At 68.3% G+C, this 22,485-nt stretch carries 22 protein-coding genes; 9 read left to right on the top strand and 13 right to left on the bottom strand.

Annotation, left to right across the window (positions count from 1 at the left end; genetic code table 11):
* Positions 1 to 26: 26 nt before the first annotated feature.
* The 3 genes from AB4Y72_RS17080 to AB4Y72_RS17070 all read right to left on the bottom strand — a co-directional run bounded on the left by AB4Y72_RS17080 (position 27) and on the right by AB4Y72_RS17070 (position 3,784).
* A complete protein-coding gene (locus tag AB4Y72_RS17080; RefSeq protein WP_441427327.1) occupies positions 27 to 2,021 on the bottom strand; it encodes a bifunctional sugar phosphate isomerase/epimerase/4-hydroxyphenylpyruvate dioxygenase family protein in 1,995 nt (664 codons plus the stop codon).
* On the bottom strand, positions 2,021 to 2,902 hold the full coding sequence (locus AB4Y72_RS17075; protein ID WP_441427326.1) for a shikimate dehydrogenase: 882 nt from the start codon (positions 2,900 to 2,902) through the stop codon (positions 2,021 to 2,023). Before AB4Y72_RS17075 ends, AB4Y72_RS17080 begins: the two co-directional genes overlap by 1 nt.
* 141 nt (positions 2,903 to 3,043) lie before the next feature.
* On the bottom strand, positions 3,044 to 3,784 hold the full coding sequence (locus AB4Y72_RS17070) for an IclR family transcriptional regulator (RefSeq protein ID WP_441427417.1): 741 nt from the start codon (positions 3,782 to 3,784) through the stop codon (positions 3,044 to 3,046).
* 369 nt (positions 3,785 to 4,153) lie between these two features.
* Here AB4Y72_RS17070 and AB4Y72_RS17065 point away from each other — a divergent pair, with 369 nt between their 5' ends.
* Entirely contained in the window at positions 4,154 to 5,470 is a 1,317-nt protein-coding gene (locus AB4Y72_RS17065) for an MFS transporter (RefSeq protein WP_441427325.1), read from the top strand.
* Between the two features lie 223 nt (positions 5,471 to 5,693).
* On the opposite strand, the gene AB4Y72_RS17060 is transcribed toward AB4Y72_RS17065, so the two are convergent.
* Positions 5,694 to 6,782 carry an ATP-dependent DNA ligase gene (locus AB4Y72_RS17060; RefSeq protein WP_441427324.1) on the bottom strand — a complete coding sequence of 363 codons (1,089 nt, stop codon included), beginning with the start codon at positions 6,780 to 6,782 and terminating at the stop codon, positions 5,694 to 5,696.
* A gap of 159 nt (positions 6,783 to 6,941) precedes the next feature.
* Here AB4Y72_RS17060 and AB4Y72_RS17055 point away from each other — a divergent pair, with 159 nt between their 5' ends.
* The gene (locus tag AB4Y72_RS17055) at positions 6,942 to 7,178 is read left to right on the top strand and encodes a hypothetical protein (RefSeq protein ID WP_441427323.1); all 237 of its coding nucleotides are present in this window, start codon (positions 6,942 to 6,944) and stop codon (positions 7,176 to 7,178) included.
* Positions 7,179 to 7,182: 4 nt separating this feature from the next.
* Here the strand turns inward: AB4Y72_RS17055 and AB4Y72_RS17050 are convergent, their stop codons facing one another.
* The 3 genes from AB4Y72_RS17050 to AB4Y72_RS17040 form a co-directional block, all read right to left on the bottom strand.
* Positions 7,183 to 7,485 (bottom strand): MoaD/ThiS family protein, encoded by a 303-nt coding sequence (locus tag AB4Y72_RS17050; RefSeq protein WP_441427322.1) that lies wholly within the window; start codon positions 7,483 to 7,485, stop codon positions 7,183 to 7,185.
* Between the two features lie 20 nt (positions 7,486 to 7,505).
* The gene (locus AB4Y72_RS17045; RefSeq protein ID WP_441427321.1) at positions 7,506 to 8,639 is read right to left on the bottom strand and encodes a WD40/YVTN/BNR-like repeat-containing protein; all 1,134 of its coding nucleotides are present in this window, start codon (positions 8,637 to 8,639) and stop codon (positions 7,506 to 7,508) included.
* 126 nt (positions 8,640 to 8,765) lie between these two features.
* A complete protein-coding gene (locus AB4Y72_RS17040) occupies positions 8,766 to 8,975 on the bottom strand; it encodes a hypothetical protein (RefSeq protein WP_441427416.1) in 210 nt (69 codons plus the stop codon).
* Between the two features lie 151 nt (positions 8,976 to 9,126).
* Here AB4Y72_RS17040 and AB4Y72_RS17035 point away from each other — a divergent pair, with 151 nt between their 5' ends.
* The 4 genes from AB4Y72_RS17035 (at position 9,127) to AB4Y72_RS17020 (ending at position 12,840) form a co-directional block, all read left to right on the top strand.
* On the top strand, positions 9,127 to 9,612 hold the full coding sequence (locus tag AB4Y72_RS17035) for a universal stress protein (RefSeq protein WP_441427320.1): 486 nt from the start codon (positions 9,127 to 9,129) through the stop codon (positions 9,610 to 9,612).
* Positions 9,613 to 9,824: 212 nt separating this feature from the next.
* Positions 9,825 to 10,184: a metal-sensitive transcriptional regulator gene (locus AB4Y72_RS17030; protein ID WP_441427319.1), complete on the top strand. Its 360-nt coding sequence runs from the start codon at positions 9,825 to 9,827 to the stop codon at positions 10,182 to 10,184.
* 66 nt (positions 10,185 to 10,250) lie between these two features.
* Positions 10,251 to 10,481: a heavy-metal-associated domain-containing protein gene (locus AB4Y72_RS17025; protein WP_441427318.1), complete on the top strand. Its 231-nt coding sequence runs from the start codon at positions 10,251 to 10,253 to the stop codon at positions 10,479 to 10,481.
* A gap of 58 nt (positions 10,482 to 10,539) precedes the next feature.
* The gene (locus AB4Y72_RS17020; protein WP_441427317.1) at positions 10,540 to 12,840 is read left to right on the top strand and encodes a heavy metal translocating P-type ATPase; all 2,301 of its coding nucleotides are present in this window, start codon (positions 10,540 to 10,542) and stop codon (positions 12,838 to 12,840) included.
* A gap of 38 nt (positions 12,841 to 12,878) precedes the next feature.
* On the opposite strand, the gene AB4Y72_RS17015 is transcribed toward AB4Y72_RS17020, so the two are convergent.
* On the bottom strand, positions 12,879 to 13,151 hold the full coding sequence (locus tag AB4Y72_RS17015; protein WP_441427316.1) for a DUF2277 domain-containing protein: 273 nt from the start codon (positions 13,149 to 13,151) through the stop codon (positions 12,879 to 12,881).
* Positions 13,152 to 13,260: 109 nt separating this feature from the next.
* Positions 13,261 to 14,214: an EamA family transporter gene (locus tag AB4Y72_RS17010; RefSeq protein ID WP_441427415.1), complete on the bottom strand. Its 954-nt coding sequence runs from the start codon at positions 14,212 to 14,214 to the stop codon at positions 13,261 to 13,263.
* A 231-nt stretch (positions 14,215 to 14,445) separates the two neighbouring features.
* On the opposite strand from AB4Y72_RS17010, the gene AB4Y72_RS17005 reads away from it, so the two are divergent.
* A complete protein-coding gene (locus AB4Y72_RS17005) occupies positions 14,446 to 14,988 on the top strand; it encodes a CGNR zinc finger domain-containing protein (RefSeq protein WP_441427315.1) in 543 nt (180 codons plus the stop codon).
* Positions 14,989 to 15,021: 33 nt separating this feature from the next.
* Here AB4Y72_RS17005 and AB4Y72_RS17000 read toward each other — a convergent pair whose 3' ends face one another.
* The 3 genes from AB4Y72_RS17000 to AB4Y72_RS16990 form a co-directional block, all read right to left on the bottom strand.
* The gene (locus AB4Y72_RS17000; RefSeq protein WP_441427314.1) at positions 15,022 to 15,387 is read right to left on the bottom strand and encodes a hypothetical protein; all 366 of its coding nucleotides are present in this window, start codon (positions 15,385 to 15,387) and stop codon (positions 15,022 to 15,024) included.
* Positions 15,388 to 15,470: 83 nt separating this feature from the next.
* A complete protein-coding gene (locus AB4Y72_RS16995; RefSeq protein ID WP_441427313.1) occupies positions 15,471 to 16,064 on the bottom strand; it encodes a hypothetical protein in 594 nt (197 codons plus the stop codon).
* A gap of 56 nt (positions 16,065 to 16,120) precedes the next feature.
* Positions 16,121 to 17,476 (bottom strand): MATE family efflux transporter, encoded by a 1,356-nt coding sequence (locus AB4Y72_RS16990; RefSeq protein WP_441427312.1) that lies wholly within the window; start codon positions 17,474 to 17,476, stop codon positions 16,121 to 16,123.
* Positions 17,477 to 17,629: 153 nt separating this feature from the next.
* Here AB4Y72_RS16990 and AB4Y72_RS16985 point away from each other — a divergent pair, with 153 nt between their 5' ends.
* Positions 17,630 to 18,064: a DoxX family protein gene (locus tag AB4Y72_RS16985; protein WP_441427311.1), complete on the top strand. Its 435-nt coding sequence runs from the start codon at positions 17,630 to 17,632 to the stop codon at positions 18,062 to 18,064.
* Between the two features lie 163 nt (positions 18,065 to 18,227).
* Complete coding sequence (locus AB4Y72_RS16980) at positions 18,228 to 19,202, top strand: acyl-CoA thioesterase (protein WP_441427310.1); 975 nt, start codon at positions 18,228 to 18,230, stop codon at positions 19,200 to 19,202.
* 213 nt (positions 19,203 to 19,415) lie between these two features.
* Here the strand turns inward: AB4Y72_RS16980 and AB4Y72_RS16975 are convergent, their stop codons facing one another.
* A complete protein-coding gene (locus tag AB4Y72_RS16975; RefSeq protein ID WP_441427309.1) occupies positions 19,416 to 22,160 on the bottom strand; it encodes a GMC oxidoreductase in 2,745 nt (914 codons plus the stop codon).
* Positions 22,161 to 22,485 lie beyond the last annotated feature (325 nt).

Raw genomic sequence — 22,485 nt, 5'->3', positions numbered from 1 at the left:
GGGTGTGATTGTTGTTCGGGTGGGGATCAGGAACTGCGAGTCAGCTGGTGCAGGTGGTCGTACTGGACGGCGTGCCGCACGGGTGCGTTCGGAGCGCCGTAGCCGTCGTAGGCGCCGCGGCGTTCCACCATTTCGAAAAACACGCTGCCTACCGTGGCCGTGTAGAAATGCAGGAATTCGCCGTCGGCATCACGGTCATAGAGCAGGTTGAGCTCACGGAGCGTGGCCAGAAAGTCCGGGTCCAGGGCGAACCGGGCGTCGAGGTCCTCGTAGTAGTTCGCCGGAATCTGCAGGAAGTCCAGGCCGCGGTCCCGGGCGGCGCGGGCCGTGGCCACGAGGTCAGTCACCGCGAAGGCCACGTGCTCCTGGTAGGTACGGCGGTGGCCGATCCCTGACTCGCCGGGCTCTTTTGTTCCGGCGGCCTCCTGCTGCAGCAGCGGTGCCAGGTTCAGCACCAGGCGGACGCCCCGGTCCTCGGTGAGCATCACCTGGGAGCGGACCAGCCCGGTGGGGCTCGCCACCTCGGCATACGGCTGCGGTTCCAGCGCGAGGGCGCTGGTGTAGAACAGCACGGCCTCGTCGAAGTGCTGCCACGGCTGGGCAAGGTTCACGTGGTCGATCACGGCACCGGCCGCGGGGCCCGCGGCAGGAGCGGTGCCGCCGGCTGTAACAGCAGGAGGCAGTCCGCCGCCGGGATTGTGAGGCTCCCCGAATTCGCCGACCCAGGCCGCCGTGCCGTCCGGGCTGCCCTGGCAGAGGAAGACCTCGGTGGAGTCCGGCGCTGCGAAGCCCTGGAAGACTTCCTCGTTGGCCTGGCTCTTGCGCGGCACCGCGGGGGCCTTGAGCTGCTGGGCGCGGGCGGCGGCGATGACGGGAGAGTCGACGTCGAACCCCACGGCCGAAATAGCAGTGGAAATGGCAGCAGGAGCGGACGCCTGCTGCCCGGCGGCGGGTTCTTCGTTGATGATCAAGCGGGCGCGGCCCATGGTCCACAATTGCACGTTCTTGGTCCGATGGCGCCCGTTGAACGCGAATCCCAGCTGGCCGAGCAGCGTTTCCAGGCCGGCGGTGTCCCCGGCCCGGACTTCGGCGAAGTTGAAGCCGGCGGGCTCGGCCACCCGGGGAAGCGTGGCGAGCTCCATCGGGTAGCGGCGCCGGGCCGTAGCGCCGGCCGCACCGCTTTCAGCCGCGGCCGGGTTGGCCTCGAGCCATCGGGCGCTCTGCTCCTCGAGCCAGATCAGCGAACGCATGGCGTCGACGGCCGTGCGTTCGACGTCGGCCTGGCGGAAGACGTCGTTGAACACCTCCAGCGACACCGGCCCGGTGTAGCCGGCGCGGACCACGTGGCCCATGAACTTGGCGAGGTCGAACTGGCCCTCGCCCGGGAACACCCGGTAGTGCCGGCTCCAGGACAGCACGTCCATCGACAGTTTGGGGGCGTCCGCCACCTGGACGAAGAAAATCTTGTCCGGGTTGAAGGCCTCGATCGGCGCGGTGTCCCAGTCGCGGGAGAGGATGTGGAACGAGTCCAGGCAGGTGCCCAGGCTGGGATGGTCCACCGTCTCAACGAGCCGGTGGGCGTGCTCGTAATCGTTGACATACTTGCCCCAGGCCAGCGCCTCGTAGGCGACCTTGACGCCGTGGTCCCCCGCGAGGTCCGCTAGCCGGGAGAGCTGGGCGGCCCGGAGATCGTCGTCGTCAATCGTTGCCGTCCCGACGTTGGAGCAGAGCAGCATGGTGTCCATGCCCAGGCGGGACATGAGCCGGAACTTGGCGTCCGCCCGGCGCAGGTTCGCGGCGAGCACGTCCTCGGAAACGCTGTCAAAGTCGCGGAACGGCTGGTAGAGGTCAAGGGTCAGGCCGAGGTCGGCGGCCAGCTTTCGGACGTCCTCCGGGCTCAGCGGCGACGTAATGAGGTCCTGCTCGAAGATTTCGATCCCGTCGAACCCGGCAACGGCGCAAGCCTGCATCTTTTCCCGCAGGGTGCCGGAGAGGCAGACGGTGGCGATCCCGGTGCGCATTACGCGGCCACCTCTTCCGCGGCCACAAGGTCCAGGAAGTGGGACCGCATGCGCTCCGCGTCCGGCTCGCGTCCGGTGAAAATCCGGAAGGCGTCCGCCGCCTGGCCCACGGCCATCCGGCCGCCATCGAGCACCTCGCAGCCCTTGGCCCGGGCCGCGCGGACGAGTTCGGTGTCGATCGGCCGGTACACGATGTCGGCCACCCAGTGCCGGGACTCCACGAGGGACACGTCCAGCGGAAGGCCCGGGTGGGCAGCCATGCCCACGGGAGTGCAGTGGACCAGGCCGTCGGCCAGCGGCATGAGCTGCGGCAGCTCCGCCGTCGTCCGGGCGGTGACCGTCCGGCCCGGGAAGAAACCGGCGAGTTCGGCCGCGCGGGCGGCGCAACGCGCCACATCGGTGTCCACAAGGTCCAGTGCCCGGACTCCCGCGGTGAGCAGGGCGTAGGCGACGGCGGATCCGGCGCCGCCCGCTCCCAGCTGCACCACGCGGTCCAGGGTGGCGCCCGGGAGTCCGGTGGCCAGTGCCGCCGCGAAGCCGGAAAAGTCGGTGTTGTGGCCGATGAAGCGTCCGTCCCGAATGACGACGGTGTTGACGGCACCGAGGCACCGGGCGTCGGAGGAGACCTCGTCGAGGTAGTCGAGCACGAGCTGCTTGCAGGGGTGCGTGATGTTCAAGCCGTTGAACCCGAGACTCCGCGCACCGGCCAGCAGCCCTCCCACCGCCTGGCCGGGCAGGCCGAGTTCGATCAGGTCGATGGGGCGGTAGAGGTACCGGAGGCCCTGAACGTCGCCTTCGCGTTCGTGCATGTAGGGCGTGAGGGAGGGCGTGACGCCGTCTCCCACGAGGCCCACGAGGAAGGACTCTGCTCGATTGCTCATCCGGTTAGCTCCTTTGACAACGGCACTCGGCGGGCGGGGCGCTTGCGGCGCCCGCGGCGGACCGGGTAGGGATTACAGTACAGACTTTGTTCACATGTTGCACGTATGTTCGAGTGACGAACATATTGTGACGATGCGGGCTCACTGCTGGGGCAGCCGGGCGGACAGCTCCGCCGCGGCCGACTGCAGGAGGGGCACCAGGGCCACAAGGGCCTCCATGCTGAGCCGGAACACGGGCACGGCAGTGGCGAGGGAGGCGAAGGCGTGGCCCTGGGCGTTGAAAACCGGAACGGCGAGGGCGCGCATGCCGAGCTCGTTTTCCTCGTCCATCGTGGCGTAGCCGCGCCGGCGGACCAGCTCGATTTCCGCCCGGAACGCCTCGCGGTCGGTGATGGAATGCTCGGTCAGCGGATCGAGGGGCAGTTCGTCCGTGAGCTGGGCGCGGGTGGCGTCGTCGGCGAACGCCACCAGCGCCTTGCCCACCGAGGTGGTGTGCAGCGCGCCCAGATGGCCGGGGTCGCTCGTGACCCGGAACGTCTGCGGCCCGTCCACCTTGTTGACCGTGAGGTGGTGGATGCCGTCCCGCACGGAGAGGATGGTGGCCTCGCCCGTTTCCTCGGTCACGCGACGCAGGATGGGCAATGCCGTGCCGGCGAAGCCGTGGTGGTTCGAGACACGCTGGCCCAACTGGAAAACGCGCAGACCCAGGTGGTAGCGGCGGCCGTCCGGTTCATAGTCCACAAAGCCGTCCCGCGTCAGCGAGCCGAGGAGGCGGTAGGTGGTGCTGAACGGAAGCTCGGCCCGGCGGGAGATCTCCGCGGCGCTGGCACCGCGGGGCTCGTCGCCGAGGAGGACCAGCAGACCCAGGGCCTTGCCCACCATATCCGTCCGCGAGTCCTCCTTATCAGCCTTACTGCCGGTCTTTTTGTCAGTCTTGACGGTTCCGGCGGCCGTGCCCGGCTTCGGGACGGACTCGGCCGGGTACCCGCGAGGGCCGGGCGTTTCTGTGGCTTGATTCACACTCATGCATCAATGCTCCCACATAGTGAGAGCTATTTCTAGATGGTGATTATTTTCCTTGACAAGTGACTGCGCTCACAGCCATGATTGCTGTATCGCACAAGTAGCTCCCACCATGTGGCTACTGGTCCGGGTCTTTCCACGGACTTCCGGTTGCACCACACGTGAACAAGCGGCAGCCGAGACCTTCCTGATCCATCCGCGACAACGTCGTCACACAAAAGGAACACCATGAGCCACACTGTCCCGTCTACGACGCCGGGTACCACCACAGGAGGGACGCCGAAGAAGGCGGCCCTTGCCAGCTTCCTGGGCAGCGCCGTCGAGTACTACGACTTCTTCATCTTTGGTTCGGCAGCGGCGCTGATCTTCCCGCACGTCTTCTTTCCGGATGCCGACACCAACGCGGCGATCATGTCGTTCGCCACCTTCGGCTTCGCCTACATTGCCCGTCCGGTCGGGGCCGTCGTCCTGGGCCACTTCGGCGACAGGATCGGGCGCCGGAAGGTCCTCATGTTCACGCTGCTGCTGATGGGGGCCTCCACCTTTGCCATCGGCTGCCTGCCGGACTTCAAGACGGTGGGCTGGTGGGCTCCTGTCCTGCTGGTGCTGGCGCGTCTCTGCCAGGGCTTTTCCGCGGCCGGCGAGCAGGCCGGCGCCTCTTCCATGACCCTCGAGCACGCCCCGGACAACCGCCGCTCCTTCTTCACCTCCTGGACGCTCACGGGAACCCAGGGCGGCCAGATCCTGGCGGCCCTTGTCTTCATCCCGGTCCTGGCCCTGCCGGATGACATCAAATACACCATCGGCTGGCGCATCCCGTTCTGGCTCAGCGCGGTGGTAGTGCTGATCGCGTTCTTCATCCGCCGCACCCTGCACGAACCGCCGGCCTTCGAGGAAGCCCGCAAGACCGCCCAGATCGCCAAGCTCCCCGTTGCCGACCTGCTCAAGGGCCACTGGCGCGATGTCCTCCGCGTGATTGCCTGCGCCTTCATCGCCGCCGTGTCCACGGTCTTCGGTACCCTCGCCATCAGCTACGCCAAGAACGTTGCGGGCGTGGACGGCACCACCACCCTCTGGCTGGTGGTCGGCGCCAATTTCCTGGCCCTGGGCACCCAGCCGCTGTTCGGCATGCTCGCGGACAAAATCGGCCGCAAGCCGGTCTTCATCTACGGCGCCCTGTCCAGCGCGGTCCTGACCCCGGTGTTCCTGCTGAGCCTCGAGTCCGGCAGTGTCCCCCTGATGTTCCTGGCCGCCGTCGCGTTCTTCTCCTTCGGCTACGCCGCAGCGAATGCGGTCTGGCCCTCCTTCTACGCCGAGATGTTCAGCACCAACGTCCGTTTCTCCGGCCTGGCCATCGGCACGCAGCTGGGCTTCCTGATGGCCGGGTTCGCCCCGGCGATCGTGGCGGCCATGGGCGGCATCCAGCCCGGCGGCTGGGTCCAGATCACCATCTTCACCGCCGTCATCTGCGTGATCGCCACCATCTCGGCACTGACGGCCAAGGAAACGTTCCGGGTCCCCACCCAGCAGCTCGGCGTCAAGTAGCCCGGCATTAAGGAGCGCGGGATTAAACAGCTCGGCACTATGGAGCCCCGCCGCAGCGCTCCTGCCCGGTTGCTTCCGGCCGCAATACCGAAAAGCCCGGCGTGTTCACGCGACACGCCGGGCTTTTGGTGTGTTCCGAGCGGGCCCGGGAAAGCAACTGGGCAGGAGCGTCTGAATAGGAGCGTCTGAACTGGAGCGACTGGACAGGGCAGGAGCCCGGCGGTCAGTCCTTGCCGGCGCCCAGCACCGCGGCCAGTTCGTACTTGACCGGCTCCTCGAGCTGGTCATAGGAACAGGAGCGCGGATCCCGGTCCGGGCGCCAGCGCACGAACTGGGCGGTGTGCCGGAACCGTTCCCCCTCCATATGGTCGTACTTCACTTCCACCACGCGCTCGGGCCGCAGCGCGACAAAGGACAGGTCCTTGCCGCCGCTCCACCGGCTGCCTTCGGCATTGCGCGGCGTCCGCGTCCCTTCCTCCTGCCGGCCCCGGGCCCAGGGGTGGTCCTCGGAATCGGTGACCAGGTCCTGCAGCTCGACGAAGAGCTCCTTGCGCCGCGCCAGCGGGAAAGCGCCCACAACCCCGACGTTCGCCAGCGCCCCGGCGGCGTCGTAGAGCCCCAGCAGCAGCGAGCCGACCCGGTCCGGCCCGGACGTGTGCACCCGGTATCCGGCGAGCACACAGTCAGCGGTGCGTTCGTGCTTGATCTTGACCATCGCGCGCTTGTCCGGCTGATAGGTGCCTCCCAGCGTCTTCGCCACGATGCCATCAAGTCCGGCGCCCTCGAACTGCCGGAACCAGCGCTGCGCCGTCTCCCGGTCGGACGTCGCGGCCGTGAGGTGCACCGGTGCCCCGCTTGCGGCCAGCACGTGTTCTAGCTCCTGCCGCCGCTCAGCGAACGGCCTGCCAGTGAAGTCTTCGCCGCCGAGGGCCAGCAGATCGAAGGCCACGAAGCGCGCCGGGGTCTGCGCCGCGAGCAGCTTCACCCGGCTGGCAGCCGGATGGATGCGCTGCTGGAGGGCATCGAAGTCGAGCCGGTCCCCGCTGGCCGCCACCAGGATGATCTCGCCGTCGAGCACGCACCGCGGTGGCAGGTTCGCTTTCAGCGCCTCAACGAGCTCCGGAAAATACCGGGTCATGGGTTTGCCGTTCCGGCTGCCGATCTCCACCTCATCGCCGTCGCGGAAGATGATGGAGCGGAAGCCGTCCCACTTCGGTTCAAACAACCAGCCCGTTCCGGCGTCCGGCGTCGGCAACACAGGGAGGGCTTTGGCCAGCATGGGCGCGATGGGAGGCATCAGCGGCAGTCGCATAAGGCCCATTCTTGCGCCGCCGACCCGGCACCGCCAGCCCCGGCGCCGCCGAAAGATAACCGGGCCCTTACCGTGCCGAAACGCGGACGCAACATTGGCGCCGGACACTGGAAGCGCCGGCAACAGCAGGCACCAGCTCCAGTCCAGGAGGCCCCCGCCATGTTGAAGGAAGCGAAAGCCCACGCAACCCGGATCCGCGCGCTCGACCAGCTTCACCGCGGAGATGAGATCGAGGCGCGCCTGCGTGTCGGTCCGAACTACGACGACGTCGTAATCCGCCGGGGCAGCGTCCAGGAAACGGCCCCCGGAATCGGCGTCGTGTGGATCATGGACCGCCACACGGGCATGCGCAAGGCCATCAATGCGGACGAATGCACCCTCTGGCGGGTCCCCTGAACGCTCAGCCTCCCGCCACCGACTGGATGATGAGGACTTCCTGCCCGGGCGCCACCGGAGTCACCAAGCCCTGCAGCCGGCGGATTTCATTCCCGTTGACGTATATATTCACGTAACGGCGAACAGCCCCTGTCTCGTCCCGCAGCCGTCTCGACAGCGCCGGATAGTCCCCGGTCACCGCATCCAGCAACCATTCCACCGTCACCGCTGCCTCCGCGGGCGCAGTCAGGATGGACTGCCCGCCGGCGAGCGGTTGGAGGACGCTCGGCAGGACTACGTTGATCGCCGAGTCCGGAGCACCAGGCATGCCGCTGATCATGCGCCGCGTTAGCCCTTGAGCAGCGGGGCCGGCAGGAGTGCCGTGGAGACGGCGGCTGCGCGTACGCACAAGACGTCCGGCAGGTGCGAGGCCACTTCCGTGAAGTGCTCCCCCTCGTCGGCGCTGGCATAGACGCTTCCGCCACGCGTTCCGAAATAGACGCCCGCGGGCTCCGCCGCATCGACGCAGGCAGCATCGCGCAGCACGGCGTTGTACTCGGGCTCCGGGAGCCCGTCGTCGAGCCGTTTCCAGCTGGCCCCGGCGTCGTCCGTCCGGTGCACCGCCAGCTTTCCGTCCGGCGGAATCCGCTCGCCGTCGGCCTTCAGCGGGATCACCCAGGCGGTGCCGGCCCGGCGCGGATGCGTCAGCATGACGAAGCCGAAGTCCGCCGGCAGCCCCTCGGCGATCGACTCCCACGATTCGGCGCCGTCATCGCTGCGGTATACACCGTGGTGGTTTTGCGCATACAGCCGGCCGTCGACGGCGGCGTCGGCCGCGATCTTGTGGACGCACTGGCCGAATTCCGGGTTTGGATCGGGCATGAAGTACGCGGAGATCCCTTTGTTGCGCGGCTCCCAGGAGGCACCGCCGTCGAGCGAGCGGTAGACACCACCGGTGCTCATGGCGATATGGACCTTCTCACCCGTCGGGTCAACAACAATTGAGTGCGCCGCGGCGCCCCCATAGCCGGCGCCCCATTCGCTGCGGTGCGGATGGTCCCAGAGTCCGGTGTTGAGCTCGAAGTGCTCGCCGCCGTCGGTCGATTTCCACACGGAGATCGGCTCACAGCCTGCCCACACGACGCCCGGGCGGGAGTCGGCGTCGGGGTAGATCTGCCAGATCCGTTCCAAGGCGGCATCCGTACCTTCGGGGAAGGTGATGGCGCCGTTTTCGGGTTCGTTCCAGGTCGCGCCCAGGTCATCCGAGTGGAAAACGGTCGGACCCCAATGCTCCGATCGGACCCCCACCAGGATCCGGGTCCGGCCGTCGCGGGTATCGATGCCGATACTTGGCACTTCGCTCATCAGGAAATGCGGGCCGGATAGGGACCAGTCCTTGCGGTCCGGGCTAGTCGCCAGCCAGAGACCCTTCTTGGTGCCGATCGCCAGGACATAACTCTCTGCAGTAGCCATGCCCCCCATGCAACCATCCGCGCCGGATGGCCGCAATGGTTTTCTTCCGGCGCGTTTCTTCCGGCGCCGCGGAATTACGGCTCGTCCGATCGCCGCAGAAAATGCCCGCCCAACCGGAGGGCGCCGCCAGTCGGGTTAGTCGACGAACTCGGACTGCGTCTCGATGAAGTCCCAATCCGCGACCGTCAGGACCGCGGCGCCGGCGGCAACTTCGACGGTCCGCGGTCCGCCGGCGTCGGCAATCCCGCGCTGCACGGCCTCGGGCAATTCGGCGTTCCGGAGGTTTTCCCGAAGCCATTCCTTAGTCGCCAAATCCAGATCCAGCCACCACATGTAGATCTCCACGATGGCCACCTCCTCCTGTGTTCTTCAACCGTAGGCCCCGCCCCGGGGGCGTTCAAGGGCGCGGGCGGCAAAGGTCGGCTGCAACCTCCCGGGCCGTGTGGACGGGAAGTAAGCCCCTGTTCAGGGCCGCATCACGACGCCACAATGAAGTATGTCTGCAGAGTCCGTCAACGGCCCGCCCCCTCTTGTGGTGGGCGTGCTCCCGGGACAGCACCCCGAGGTGCTGCAGACCGCGGCATCACTCGCGAAGAGCCTCGCCGTGCCGCTGATCTTCGCCTATGTCGACGAGGCAAGCTACCTCGTGGAGTGGGACCCGGCCCGGTCCGCGCACCGGCTGTCACTGCACCCGGACGCTGACAACGCCCGGATCCGGGAGACCATACAGAAGCTGAATTCGGTCCTCGAGGAGCGCTGCGCAGGCCTGGGCGTCGACTGGACCCTGCGGACCCTTGCGGGCGACCCGGCCAGGGCGATTGGCAGGCTGGCCGCGGACGCCAACGCCTCCATGATCGTGGTGGGGACGCCCGAACTCGGCATGGGCCACCGCATTTCCGCGGCGCTCAACGGCTCCGTAGCGGCCTGGTTGAGCCACCACCAGGAGCGCCCGATCCTGGTCGTTCCGGCCGCAGGAAAATAAACCGAAAGTAGTTATTCGCGGTGCTGGCCTTATCCCTCTACCGCCGAGTAAGCTCGATGTGTAGGCGAAAGAAGCGTCGCCCAACCCAATAGCTGCTCCGGAGTGCGTATCCCCCAATAACGCACTCCGGAGCTCTTTAATTTCCGGACCATGCCCGGTTTCGGCCTCAGCCGCCACTTGTAAGATACCCCTAGGGGGTATACCTTTGGGGCATGAGCGAGTTCGAAGTTCCCGTCCCGCCCGCCGTGGACGCGCCTCCCGCCGAACCGGCGCCCCACGTGCACGGCTACACCTCCAACAAGGAGGCCTATCTGCGCCGGCTCAAGCGGATCGAAGGCCAGGTGCGCGGCATCGCCCGGATGGTTGACGAGGACAAGTACTGCATCGACATCCTCACCCAGGTCGCCGCCGTCACCAAGGCCCTGCATGCCGTCAGCCTGGGGCTCGTGGAAGAACACATCGGCCACTGCGTGGTCGGCGCCGCCTCCGAGCCGGATCCGGAGCTTCGGGCAGAAGCCATCGACTTCAAGGTCAAAGAGGCCACCGATGCAATCGGGCGGCTCCTGCGCTAGGACTTCCAGCACCCACCACACCACCGGGCCGGGGAACCACCCCTGCCCTACGACAAGGAGTACGCCATGCGCACCGTTTCCACCACCGTCAACGTTTCCGGCATGACCTGCGGCCACTGCGTGTCCTCCGTCAGTGAAGAACTCGAGGCGCTCTCCGGCGTCGAAACGGTCGACGTGGACCTCAAAGCCGGCGGCATCTCCACCGTCACGATCACCTCCACCGGCGCATTGTCCTCCGCCGAGATCGGCGAGGCTGTCGCCGAAGCCGGCTACCTGATGGTTGCCAGCGACGCCTGAGGGCCGAAGGCGCCCGCGGGGGCACACAGTGGAACGAGCGAGAGAACAGGAAGGCACCGTGAGTACCGAGCAGTTGCTGGACCAGTCCGGAAGCCGCGTCATTGACCTCGGAATCGAGGGCATGACCTGCGCCTCCTGCGTCAGCCGCGTCGAACGCAAGCTCGGGAAGCTCGACGGCGTCGCGGCGACCGTCAACCTTCCCCTTGAGTCCGCCCGCGTCACCGTCCCGGCGGGCATCACGGACGAGCAGATCACCGCCACAGTTGCGGCGGCAGGCTACACGGCAACCATCCGGCCCGCCAGGTACCCGGAACCGGCGGGACCGCAGGATGCGCCGGCAGAACCCCCGGCCAGTACCGGCTTGTCGGCCAGCTCGGCCGCACCCTCGCTCCGGCCGCGGCTCGTCGCCGCGGCCCTGCTGACCGTCCCGGTCTTCGCGATCTCGATGATCCCGGCGCTGCAGTTCCCGAACTGGGGCTGGGTGGCCGCGGTCCTTGCCCTCCCGGTGGTCGCTTGGGCGGCGTGGCCGTTCCACCGGGCCGCGGCGATCAACGCCCGGCACGGGGCCTCGACTATGGACACCCTGGTCTCCATCGGCGTGATCGCCGCCTACGCCTTTTCCGCCGGGCAGCTGCTCGCGGATCCGCGCCTGACCGAGCAGCCGGCCATGGAAGGCGCGGGCGGCCTCTATTTCGAGGTCGCGTCCGTGGTGACCACGTTCCTGCTGCTGGGCCGGTATCTCGAGGCGGCCGCCAAGCGCAGGGCCGGCGACGCGCTCCGGGCCTTGCTCAGCCTTGGCGCCAAGGACGCCGTCGTGCTGCGCGACGGCCGTGAGCAGAGGATTCCCGCCGGGCAGCTCGTGGCGGGAGACGTGATGGTTGTCCGGCCGGGCGAGAAGATCGCCACCGACGGCGTGGTCCTGGACGGTTCCTCGGCCGTGGACGCCTCGCTGATGACCGGGGAATCGGTGCCGGTTGAGGTCGGTCCGGACAGTCAGGTCACCGGTGCCACGATCAACACCTCGGGCCGCCTCCTGGTCCGTGCCACCCGCGTCGGATCTGACACCACCCTGGCCCAGATGGGGCGGCTGGTGTCTGCGGCGCAGACCGGGAAAGCGCCCATCGCCCGGCTGGCCGATCGCATCAGCGCCGTCTTCGTGCCTGTCGTCCTTGCCGTCGCGGCCCTGACCTTCGGGGCCTGGCTACTGGCCGCCGGACCGGCACCCGGTCCCGCCGAGATCCGGGCTGCCTTCACCGCCGCTGTCGCGGTGCTGGTCATTGCGTGCCCCTGCGCGCTGGGGCTAGCTACGCCGGTGGGGCTGCTGACGGGGACCGGCCGCGGCGCCCAGCTGGGCATCCTCATCAAGGGTCCGCAGGTCCTTGAGGACACCCGCACCGTGGACACCATCCTGCTGGACAAGACCGGGACCGTGACAACCGGCCAGCTGGCCGTGGCCGGCATCCAGGGCTTCGGAACGTACAGCGAATCCGAGGTGCTGCGCCTCGCGGGAGCGGTGGAGAACGCCTCCGAGCACCCGATCGCCCGCGCCATTGCCGCGGCGGCACTCTCGGCTGAGCGCGGCGACAGCGGCTCCGGCAGCCTCCCCGCCGTCGTCGATTTCCGCTCCGCGCCCGGAGGCGGCGTGCAGGGAACCGTTCAAGGCCGGCGCGTCACGGCAGGCCGGCTGGGGTGGCTGGAAACGAACGGCATTGTTCCCGACGCCGGGCAGTTGGAGGCCCTTGGCGCCGCCGAAGGCGCCGGGGCCACCGCGATCTGGCTCGCCGTGGACGGGGAGCCAACCGGCATCATCAGCCTGCGGGATACGCTCAAGCCTGGTTCCGCCGCCGCGATCTCGCGGCTGCGGAGCCTCGGCCTCCGGCCGATCCTCTTGACCGGGGACAATGCTGCCGTGGCCGCACAAGTGGCTGCCGCCGTCGGTATCGCTCCCGAGGACGTGTTCGCGGGAATGCTGCCGGAGGGCAAGGTCGAGGCGGTGCGGAGGCTGCAGTCCGCCGGCGCCACCGTCGCAATGGCCGGCGACGGCGTCAATGACGCCGCGGCACTGGCCCAGGCGGACCTCGGCATCGCCATGGGCTCTGGCACCGATGCCGCCATCGAGGCCGCCGACCTTACGGTCATGGGCAACGATCTCGGCCAGGTCGCGCAGGCCATCGAGCTTTCCCGGCGGACCCTGGGGACCATCAAGACGAACCTCTTCTGGGCCTGCTTCTACAACGCCGTGGGCATTCCCGTGGCCGCCCTGGGCCTCCTGAACCCCATGATCGCCGGGGCCGCAATGGCCGCGAGCTCAGTGCTTGTGGTGGCCAATTCGTTGCGGCTGCGGAGCTTCGGCAAGTAGGGCCCTTCCAGGCCGCCTACCGACCGATCAACCGCCGTTCAGGCCGCGCCAAAGCGGATGGCCGCCTTGGCCTTGGCCTTGGCGGCTTCCTCCCCGCGGTCCTTTGCCGGGGCATGGGTCACGAGGGAGTCGAGCAGGTGCTGTGTGGCGTGGGCAATCTCGTGCACAGCCCGGTTGAAGGCTTCTTCGTTGGCTTTGGACGGCTTGGTGCTGCCGCTGATCTTGCGCACATATTGCAGCGCGGCGGCCTCCACTTCGGCGGAGGTGGCGTGGGGCTCAAAATTATGGAGGGTCCGGATATTTCGGCACATATCCTCATGCTAGGTGTCTTCGCGCCCGGGAACGAGGGCACCGCGGTGGACTAGGCCCGAAAGCCGGCACCCGGCGGGCAGGCCCGCAGGCATCAGGGTGCCGGGAGGTTTACGGCACGGGTTCGCAGTCGTTCGCGTGGTCCAGCGCCGCTGTACGGGCGCCGGACGGGGCCCGGAGCTCGTCCAGCCGGACCAGGACCACGCCACCGACGATCAGGAGCCCGCCCAGCAGCTGGATCGGTCCGGGCAGTTCGCCAAGCAGCAGCCACGCCCAGATGACGGCGAACAGCACCTCGGTGAGCGAGACAAAAGACGCCACTTTCGAGCCAAGCGCCCGCGCGGCGACAATTCCGGACACGTACGCCACGACGGTAGCCAGGACGACGAGGCCAGCGAGGGCCACCCACCACGGGGTGATCCAGGGTCCCAGCCGGGTGTCGGCGGTGCTGAAAGCCATCGGCAGCAGCCCGGTTGCCGCGGTCAGCCACATGACGACGGCGCCCACCATGAGCCCGCCGGAGGCCAGGACGATGGGCGGGAGCGTGTCATTTTCCTTGGCCGTAATGAAGAAGTAGATGGCGAGGCAGACGGCGGCCGCGATCCCCCACAGGACCCCGATCAGGTCGATCTTCACCGCGCCCGTGAGGTCCAGAACCAGGACCAGCCCGGCGAGGGACAGGAGCGTGCCGGCGATGGTCAGTGGCCGCGGCCGTTTCCGGCTCGCGGCCCACAGCCAGAGCACGATGAGGACCGGGGCGAGGTACTCCAGCAGCAGCGCGACGCCGACCGAGAGCCTGGACACGGCGTTGAAGTAGAACAGCTGGCAGGCGGCGACGCCGATGAAGCCAAACAGGACCACGGTCAGCCAGTTGTCCCGGAGCTGGTGCCAACGCCCGCGCAGGGCGGCAATGGTCGGGACGGCCAGAATCAGGGCCGCCCCCGTGAGGCGGGCCGTGACGGCCGCACCGGGAGTCCAGCCCGTCTCCAGGAGCGCCTTGGCGAACGAGCCGGAGAGCCCGAAGACCGCCGATGAGAACAAGGCCATGCCGAGGCCCGAGGCCATGAAGCCGGACACGGCGCCCGGCCGGCGGGCACCGGCCCGTTCGGCCCCCTGAACGGCCCCCTGAACGGCCCCCGGCATGGCGGCGCCAGGTTCCGAGGCAGGCCGGGGGACGGCGAGGTCTCGGACCGGGGCGGCGGCGGGGCGCTGGGGGGCAGACATGGGCATTCTCCTGTCAGGAGTAAAGTAGGGTTATGGTCATGACATTACGCCCCGGCAAGGTAAGGAGTCAAGATGGTTTTTGCCCCTGACACGGAAGTTGCCCTGCGGTCCGTGGTCAACCTCATTAACACCGCGGCCAACGGTGAGGAACATTTGGCCACGGCTGAGGATCTGGACGGCTTCCTGCAGGCCGAGGGCTTCACCGGCTCCCGCACCCGGGATGAGGCCGAGCTGGCAAGCGTGCGGCGGCTGCGCGGCGAGCTCGCCGAGGTGTGGCTGGCGGACGAGTCAGCCGCCGCGGCGACCGTGAACCGCCTGCTCCGGGAGGCCCATGCGCTCCCCCAACTGGTCAAGCACGATCCCTGGGACTGGCATCTGCACGCCACCACCCCAGAGGCGCCGCTGGCCGACCGGATGAGTACGGAGGCAGCCATGGCGATCGTTGACGTGATCCGCAGCAAGGAAATGGACCGCCTGTTGGTGTGCGCCGCGGACGACTGCGACGCCGTCGTGCTGGACCTGAGCCGAAACCGCTCGAAGCGGTACTGCGATACCGGCAACTGCGCCAACCGCGCACATGTGGCTGCGTACCGGGCTCGGAAGGCGGCCTCCTAGGGCTGCGCCGTGGCGTTAGGCTGCGCCCTGGTGTTAGGGCTGCGGCGTGTCGTCCCGGGACGCGGCTGTGCCGGGGTTCTCGGGCCCGGACTGCGCTGACGGGCCGCCGTGGCTGGCGGGCGTCCGCCTGGAACTGAGGTTGACCCCTGATCCCTTGCCGAGGTCGTCGGCGTTGTCCTTGTGGCTCATCGAGAGCATGGCGGCCACCACGAGGATCACAATGAAGGCGATCCCGGCACCGGTGAAGGCGAGGTCGAAGCGCGGCGGGCGGTCGCTGCCGCCCGAGGCGAAGATCAGGACGCCGAAGAAAACTACCACGGCCCAGAACGCGGAGAACATGAGCGGTCCCTTGACCGAGGTCCGCAGGCTGCGGGGCGCTCCGGGTTTCTGCTGTGCCAACGTGATTTCCTCCTGCAGCCAACGCGGGAAGCGTGGCCGTCTTATTACCGCTATTGTTCTACGTCGGGTAGAACCTGTCCGTACTAGTTTACGGCCTCGGCGGAATCGCCCCGAGCATCGTGCCGCAGGGTTAGGCCGGATAGCATCCACAGGACCCCGCAGATGATGGCTCCGCCGCCCGAGACGCCGAGAAGGGCGTGCGCACCGAGGCCAATGAAGAACGGCAGCGCTACCGCGGTGCCCAGGCCGATCACGCCGGAGGCGATCCAGTCGCGGCCCAGCACGGACCGGCCGCGGCCGAGCACGCCCGCTGCCAGTTCCGCGGCCCCCGCCACGCCGAGGCCCACGGCCGCGATCGTCCCGAAGACGAGGGGGGAGGCGATCAGGGCCACAGCAGCGCCGGCTCCGGCCAGGACGGCTCCTCCGGCCGAGAGGATCCTGCCCGCGCCTTCACGCGGGCGGAACCCGGTCTTGGTAACGGTCCAGATGATCACCACCCCAGTGGCCAGCAGGTAGAGGCCGCCGGCCCAGCCCATGCCCGTCACGGACGGCGCCGCCCAGAACACGGTCACCGCGCCGAACACGAGCGCGATGGCAGCCCTGACAAGCACGGGCTTCCAAAGGTCGGCCGCGGCGCGGATGGCAGGGGTCGCGTCAGGCGCTGCGGGGAGAGTCACCCGTCCAGTTTAGTGCGAAGCCGCCACTGCGCATTGACCGTGCCCTGAAGCCGCACTCACGGCGCACCGAGAACCATCCACCGGTCCGTTCGGGCGCGCAGACCCAGCGTCAGCGCCCGCGCCGCCATGTAGCCCAGGGAGAAGGCGGCCCAGAGCCAGAGCAATCCCGTGCTCCCACCGGTACCGGAATATCCCACGGCCAGCAGCAGCGGCAGGTAGGCGGCGAGATTGACGACGCCGGCGATCGCCAGGTAGCGCGCGTCGCCCGCCCCGATGAGGACACCGTCCAAGACGAACACGTATCCGGCGAGGGGCTGTCCGGCGGCAAGCACCCACAGGGCGAGCGTGAGCGCGGCCCGGACGCCGCCGTCGGGAGTAAACAAGGAGCCCGCCCACGGCGCCGCGGCAGCGAGCAGGATCCCGGTCAGGACACCAAACCCGAGTCCCCAGCGCGTCATGGTGCGTGTCAGCGCCCGCGCCGCCGCCGGCCGTGCCGCGCCGAGTTCCTTTCCGATCAAGGCCTGGGCCGCGATCGCGAGAGCGTCCAGCGCGAAGGCGAAGAACGTGAAGATGGTCATGGCCAGCTGGTGCGCGGCGAGATTGACCGGGCCCTGGGCGGTGGCCACCAAGACCGTGGCGAGAATCGCGATCCGCAGGCTGAGCGTGCGCAACATCAGCCAGGAACCCACCCTGGTCAGTGCCCGGATTCCACGCCAGTCCGGCCGCAGGGACACCCGGCTGGTGCGGGCGTTGCGCCGGACGATCAGCACGTAGACGGCCGCCATGGCCCACTGCGTGATGCTCGTGCCCACGGCCGAGCCGGTCACGGACCAGCCCAGCCCGTAGACCAGGACCAGGTTCAGGACGATATTCAGGGTGAAGCCGGCGGCGGCAACGGCCAGGGGCGTACGGGTGTCCTGGAGCCCGCGCAGCACCCCGGTGCCCGCGAAGATCAGCAGCATCGCCACGAGCCCCGGCATGGACCACCGCAGGTAGTCCACGGCAAATGTGTGCACCTCACCGCGGGCTCCCATCAGTTCAAGGAGTGGGCCGGCGGCCAGGAACCCGGCCACGGCCAGGCCAATCCCCAGCAGCAGTGCCAGCCAGATGCCGTCACGTCCGGCGGCGAGGGCCTTGGCCAGCTGGCCGTTGCCGATGGCCCGGGCGACTGCCGGCGTGGTGGAGTACGCAAGGAACACCATGAGGCCGACGGCCGTATGCAACACCGCTGATGCCAGCCCGACGCCGGCGAGCTCGGCCACGCCGAGGTGGCCCACAATGGCCGAGTCCGCGAGAAGGAACAACGGCTCGGCGACGAGGGCACCAAAGGCCGGGACGGCCAGGCGGAGGATTTCCCGCCGGTGCCCTGCAGCCGGCGGCAGGGTCTTGGACAGCGGAGGCGAGTAAGGCACGGCTTAACCCTAGCGGGGCCACTCGCAATGCCACGGAACGTCATTTAGTTGATTTTTCAACTAAATACTCGGATCATAAGAGTTGAAAGTACAACTGTTCAGCGCCGTAGCGGCCCGGCTGCCGCGACGCCCTCACCCCAGAAAAGGCACGTTATGAACCAGCCCGCACTGACCACCTCCGCCCGCACCATCCTGCGCGTCATCACGGGCTTCCTGTTCGCGGCCCACGGCTGGCAGAAGTTCAACGAATTCACCATCGCCGGCACCCAGGCGTCGTTCTCCCAGATGGGCGTCCCGGCGGCCCAGGCGGTGGCGCCGGTCGTCGCCACCCTCGAACTCGTCGGCGGAGTCGCGCTGATCCTGGGCGTGCTGACCCGCGTGTTCGCCGCCCTTCTCGCAGTGGACATGCTCGGTGCGCTGTTCCTGGTCCACGCCTCCGCCGGCGTCTTCGTCACAACCGGCGGCTATGAGCTGGTCCTGATCCTGGCCGCCGCCGCCCTGGCCGTGGCCCTCGTCGGCGCGGGCAGGCTCTCCGCTGACCGCGCCCTCTTCGGCCGCAGCAACTCGAAGCTCAGCATTCTCGCCTAAGGCGTCAGTGAAGCAATCAGCGCGCGACGGCGGGCGGACACCTTTTGGTGGCCGGCCGCCGTCGTAGGTCATATCGCTTGGCGCTGTCCCGGTTATGGCGCCCCGGACAGCGATTGTGTCGCCGGCCTGCGGCGCCTGCCGGGGCTTTCAGTAAACTCGCAGCATGAGCGAGAACGCGCCGAATTCCGTGACCCTGCGCTTCCTGGCGGCCCCCACCGACGTCGGCCACAGCGGCTCAGTCGACGCCGGCACCGTGCTGGAGTGGGTGGACAAGGCGGCCTATGCCGCCGCCGTCGGCTGGGCGAAGTCCTACTGCGTGACCGCCTATGTGGGCAACATCCACTTCGCGGATCCGGTCAACAGCGGCGACATGGTGGAGGTTGAGGCCACGATCGTCTACACCGGGCGGTCCTCGATGCACATCCGCACCGTGGTGTCCTCTAGCGATCCAAAGGGCGGACCGGCCACCATGCGCAGCCAGTGCATCGTGATCTTCGTGGCCGTGGGCGCCGACGGCAAGCCCATACCGGTGCCGCAGTTTGACCCGGTGATGCCCGATGAAATCGAACAGCGGGACAATGCACTGGCGCGGATCAAAGTACGCGAAGACATTGTCCAAGCCATGAGCGGACAGGAATATACCGATGCCGGCACGGCTGAGCGCGTGGTGCTGCGGTTCATGGCGGCGCCCACGGACGTGAACTGGGGCGGCAAGGTCCACGGCGGCATCGTCATGAAGTGGATCGACGAGGCCGCCTACGTCTGCGCCTCCCGGTACTGCGGGATGGACACCGTGGCCGTGTTCTCCGGCGGTGTACGGTTCTACCGGCCGCTGCTGATCGGCCATGTGGTGGAGGTGGAGGCCCGGCTCGTCTACACCGGCACGAAAGGCATGCACATCGCCGTCCACGTCCGCTCGGGAGATCCCAAGGGGCGCGAGCTGAACCTCACCACCTACTGCCTGACGGTCATGGTGGCCCGGGATGAAACCGGCACCTCGGTGCCGATCCCACAGTGGGTGCCGGTATCAGAGGAGGACAAGCGGCTTCACGCCCATGCCCGCGAACTGCTGGAAATCCGCGGCCGGGCACCGGGGAACCGGCTGCCCAACCACCTGCTCGCAGCGGGCGGGAGCTAGAACTGGCCCCGGACGGAGCCATGCGGATTGGCCGGGCCGGGAGGCTAGAGGCCGTCTCCGCCATCGGGTCCGCTCTAAGTTTAACAATCGGGCCCGTCACCACGGGCGGTGCGATTCCAAATTAACCCAAGGGGCCCCTGGGCTCGAGGCCGATCGTGTGCGCGCTGTACTCAGGACGTGAGACGGTTCACGGAAAGGTGCCGGGCTGGTCGCTCACACCGGCGTCGGCTGGTTCTCCGCGACCGGCGGGATCGGCTCCTGCTCTGAAACCGCTTCGACGTCGGCGTACGGCGTCTCCGCGAGGTGGTGCGCCAGCCTCAGGGCAAGGCAGACCGCGGTGAACGTCGGGTTCGCCTCCGCAGAGGTGCGCAGCACACTGCTCGACGCGATGAACAGGTTGTCGATGCCGTGGACGCGGCAGTCGCCGTCGACCACGCCGTCGGCCGGGACCGCGCTCATGCGGGTCGTGCCGATGTGGTGGAAGCCGTCTATCGCCTGCTCCCAGACGGCGGCGCCGCGGTTCTCGGGCGGATCGAGGTACTCGATGCGGCCCCTGCCGGCGGCCCGGAGGCGATCGTCGAGCAGCGCGTGGAAGCGCAGCACGGAGTCGATGTCCCGCTCGGTGTAACGGAAGTCGATCTCGAGACTCGGCGTGCCGTCGGCGTTGCGACCGCCGTCGAGGCGCACCCGGCTGTCGGGGTTGGCGATCTGCTCGGAGTGGTAGTGGAGGGCGTAGGTCCCGCCCGGGTTGCGCAGCAGGAAGCCGGGCTTGCGCACGTTCGACAGATAGCGCCGGCGCAGGATGTCGGCGGAGTCGATGATCGCACGGATCGGGCGCCGCAGGACGTTGACGATGTGCGGCCAGTAGCGTCGCGGCGTCGGGCCGATGTGGCGCAGACGGATGCCCTCGGCCAGGATGCGGCGGCCGACGGGAGGGACGGCCAGGGCCAGGAACACCGCCGACAGCGTGGCGTTGCGATGCCGATAGTCGTAGAACGGCGGGTTGTCGAGGTAAAAGCTGGCGTTGAGCAGCTCATGCTCGCGCAACGACTCCGCCGGGAGCGAGAAGCGGCGGCGCACGTAGCTGTCGTGCTCGTCGAGCTGGAAGTCCAGGTCGGCGATATCGGCCGGGTTGGTGAGCACCACGTTCGCGATGCTGCCAGTAGCGTGTCCCATGTAGTAGCGGCCCAGCGGGCCGTCTGCACCGCCGAACGCTGCGGGCAGGGTGCGCTGGGCGTCGAGCAGGAGGCGCACTGTCTCCATCCCGCCGGCGGCCAGCACGTAGCGGTTGGCGCGCACGACGGCCGGACGGTCGTCGGACAGGATGCGCAGCCCCTCCACCGTCGTCCCGTCGGTGTCGAAGGCCACGCCGACGACGGGCGCATCGCACATGAGGTCGATGAGGGGATGCGCGGCGACCATCGCGGCGAGGCGCGGGCCGAGCGTGGGCTGGCGGGCCCAGCGTTCCAGCTGCGACATCTTCAGATCGCCCAGCCCCTCCCAGTCGGGCTCGTCGGAGGCAAACCCGCCCGCGCCGCAGTCAAGGTACTCCTGGGCCTTCGCCCGCCACGGCTCGATGTCCGAGAAGTCGATCGGCCAGTCGGAGTCGGGCACGAAGTCGCGCTGCTCGAAGTCGACGGGCTCGTAGGTCACGCAGCGGCCGCCCCACATCCACGAGGCGCCGCCGACGCCGACTCGGGTGGTCTGCAGCTCGGGCGCATGCCGGTCGGGATCGACGATGGTGTCGTTGCGGCGCCGGCCGGCCGGCTTGTCGCGGCGGCCTGCGTCCTCGCCACCGGCGTCGAGCAGCAGCACCCTCAGGCCAGCGTCGGCCGCCTCAAGGGCGAACGAGAGGCCGACCGCGCCGGCGCCGACCACGCACACCGCGTAGTCCTCGCCTTCGGCGGGGAGGGTCTTGAGCCTTATCGGGGCGGCCGCCGTTCCGTGCGCGCGTCTGCCGGCCGTCGCTGAAGGAGTGGAAGGGGCGGCCGGCACAGGCGCCCGCGTCGACGCGTCGGTCTCCCATTGCTGCGTTCCAACACCGACCGTGGCGTGCGACCGGAGCCGTGCAATTGCGGCCAGCGCCGCGTAGCAGAACGCGTCGAGCGCCGACGGGAGGCCGCGGATCGTGCCGAGCAGCGCCCGCCCGCGGCCCTGTGACCCAGGGTCGGAAGTCTCGAGCTCGACGTAGCCGCGACGGTGCCTGCCCAGGATCTGGAGCAAAGCGGCTGCCGTGCGCGGCGCGTGCACGCGCGCGGGCGCAGTCTCGACGATCGTCTTCTCGTCCTCGGCGAAGAGGCCATCGAACCAGGAGTCGTCGGCGGTGACCTCGGGAAATGCGGCAAAGCGTGCGTGCCCCGCCTCCGACGCAGCGTACAGGCCGGCGCCCCAGAGGCGGGTTACCGGCTCGGGGATGCGGGCGCGTGCGCGGTAGTAGGAGCGCACGAGGAACGTGGACTTGCGCGTGTCGACGATGGAGGAGGGGCGTGACGCGAGCGGGGCGCCCGGGCGCGAGAGCTCGCGGAAGACAGCCTCGACGGCCGACGCCTCGATCTCGATGTCGGCGTCGAGGTACAGCCGCGGCCAGCGCTCCGTCGCGGCGTCGCCCAGGTTCATGGCGGCCGGCTTCGACCCGACCGGCGTCTCAAGCACCGTCACGCCCGCGTAGCGGCGTGCGATCTCGGCGGTGCCGTCTGTGCAGCCGTTGCAGACCACGATGACGTCGACGTCGGGCGACGAGAGGAGGGGGAGGAGGCCGTCGAGCGTGCGCGCGATCACGCGTTCCTCGTCGTGGGCCGGGATGATGACGGCGCCGGCGGCTCCTCCGCAGTCGGCGCGATGTGGTTCGATCACAAGTGAGACCTGTCTCTTTCCGTGTCGGCGGTCATCGGTCAACTGAGCAAACATCACTTTTCTGACCGCTGCCAAGAGTAGGCTGTACTCGTTTTTCACCGGCATACCTGCAACCTGTTGACTGGGCCGCTCGGCTCATGTCTTACAAGCTTGGACGAAATGCTCTGAAGACGCCCGGACCACAAAGCCGGGCCACCGATAAGTATGGCGTGATGCCGCCGGCAAAAAAGCTCACCTATAGCGTGTTGACACTTTTAGAGGGCAGAGGCCAAAAATGGCGTCTAGCTGTACTCGGCCAGGACGTTGGTTACATGTTGAAAGGGTGAAGACCTCTTAGGTTGGTGGTTACCACACACACCGAACGACTAAGAGGTCTTCATGGTCCACCGTAATGCCCGCCTGACTCCTACTGGTAGAGGCATCCTTGTCC

It is taken from the genome of Arthrobacter sp. YAF34 (genome assembly GCF_052113245.1).
Lineage (GTDB): Bacteria > Actinomycetota > Actinomycetes > Actinomycetales > Micrococcaceae > Arthrobacter.
The sequence above is the reverse complement of the archived record's forward strand: the minus strand, read 5'-3'. Positions and strand labels throughout refer to the sequence as shown.

Excerpts from the sequence above, each read along its gene's own strand:
- AB4Y72_RS17050 (WP_441427322.1), bottom strand. The coding sequence starts at position 7,485 with ATGCCTGGTGCTCCGGACTCGGCGATCAACGTAGTCCTGCCGAGCGTC.
- AB4Y72_RS16985 (WP_441427311.1), top strand. The coding sequence starts at position 17,630 with ATGAACCAGCCCGCACTGACCACCTCCGCCCGCACCATCCTGCGCGTC.
- AB4Y72_RS17080 (WP_441427327.1), bottom strand. The coding sequence starts at position 2,021 with ATGCGCACCGGGATCGCCACCGTCTGCCTCTCCGGCACCCTGCGGGAA.
- AB4Y72_RS17010 (WP_441427415.1), bottom strand. The coding sequence starts at position 14,214 with ATGGCCTCGGGCCTCGGCATGGCCTTGTTCTCATCGGCGGTCTTCGGG.
- AB4Y72_RS17005 (WP_441427315.1), top strand. The coding sequence starts at position 14,446 with ATGGTTTTTGCCCCTGACACGGAAGTTGCCCTGCGGTCCGTGGTCAAC.
- AB4Y72_RS17065 (WP_441427325.1), top strand. The coding sequence starts at position 4,154 with ATGAGCCACACTGTCCCGTCTACGACGCCGGGTACCACCACAGGAGGG.
- AB4Y72_RS17045 (WP_441427321.1), bottom strand. The coding sequence starts at position 8,639 with ATGGGGGGCATGGCTACTGCAGAGAGTTATGTCCTGGCGATCGGCACC.
- AB4Y72_RS17035 (WP_441427320.1), top strand. The coding sequence starts at position 9,127 with ATGTCTGCAGAGTCCGTCAACGGCCCGCCCCCTCTTGTGGTGGGCGTG.
- AB4Y72_RS17075 (WP_441427326.1), bottom strand. The coding sequence starts at position 2,902 with ATGAGCAATCGAGCAGAGTCCTTCCTCGTGGGCCTCGTGGGAGACGGC.
- AB4Y72_RS17015 (WP_441427316.1), bottom strand. The coding sequence starts at position 13,151 with ATGTGCCGAAATATCCGGACCCTCCATAATTTTGAGCCCCACGCCACC.
- AB4Y72_RS17055 (WP_441427323.1), top strand. The coding sequence starts at position 6,942 with ATGTTGAAGGAAGCGAAAGCCCACGCAACCCGGATCCGCGCGCTCGAC.
- AB4Y72_RS17030 (WP_441427319.1), top strand. The coding sequence starts at position 9,825 with ATGAGCGAGTTCGAAGTTCCCGTCCCGCCCGCCGTGGACGCGCCTCCC.
- AB4Y72_RS17060 (WP_441427324.1), bottom strand. The coding sequence starts at position 6,782 with ATGCGACTGCCGCTGATGCCTCCCATCGCGCCCATGCTGGCCAAAGCC.
- AB4Y72_RS17070 (WP_441427417.1), bottom strand. The coding sequence starts at position 3,784 with ATGGTGGGCAAGGCCCTGGGTCTGCTGGTCCTCCTCGGCGACGAGCCC.
- AB4Y72_RS16975 (WP_441427309.1), bottom strand. The coding sequence starts at position 22,160 with ATGCCGGTGAAAAACGAGTACAGCCTACTCTTGGCAGCGGTCAGAAAA.
- AB4Y72_RS16980 (WP_441427310.1), top strand. The coding sequence starts at position 18,228 with ATGAGCGAGAACGCGCCGAATTCCGTGACCCTGCGCTTCCTGGCGGCC.
- AB4Y72_RS17025 (WP_441427318.1), top strand. The coding sequence starts at position 10,251 with ATGCGCACCGTTTCCACCACCGTCAACGTTTCCGGCATGACCTGCGGC.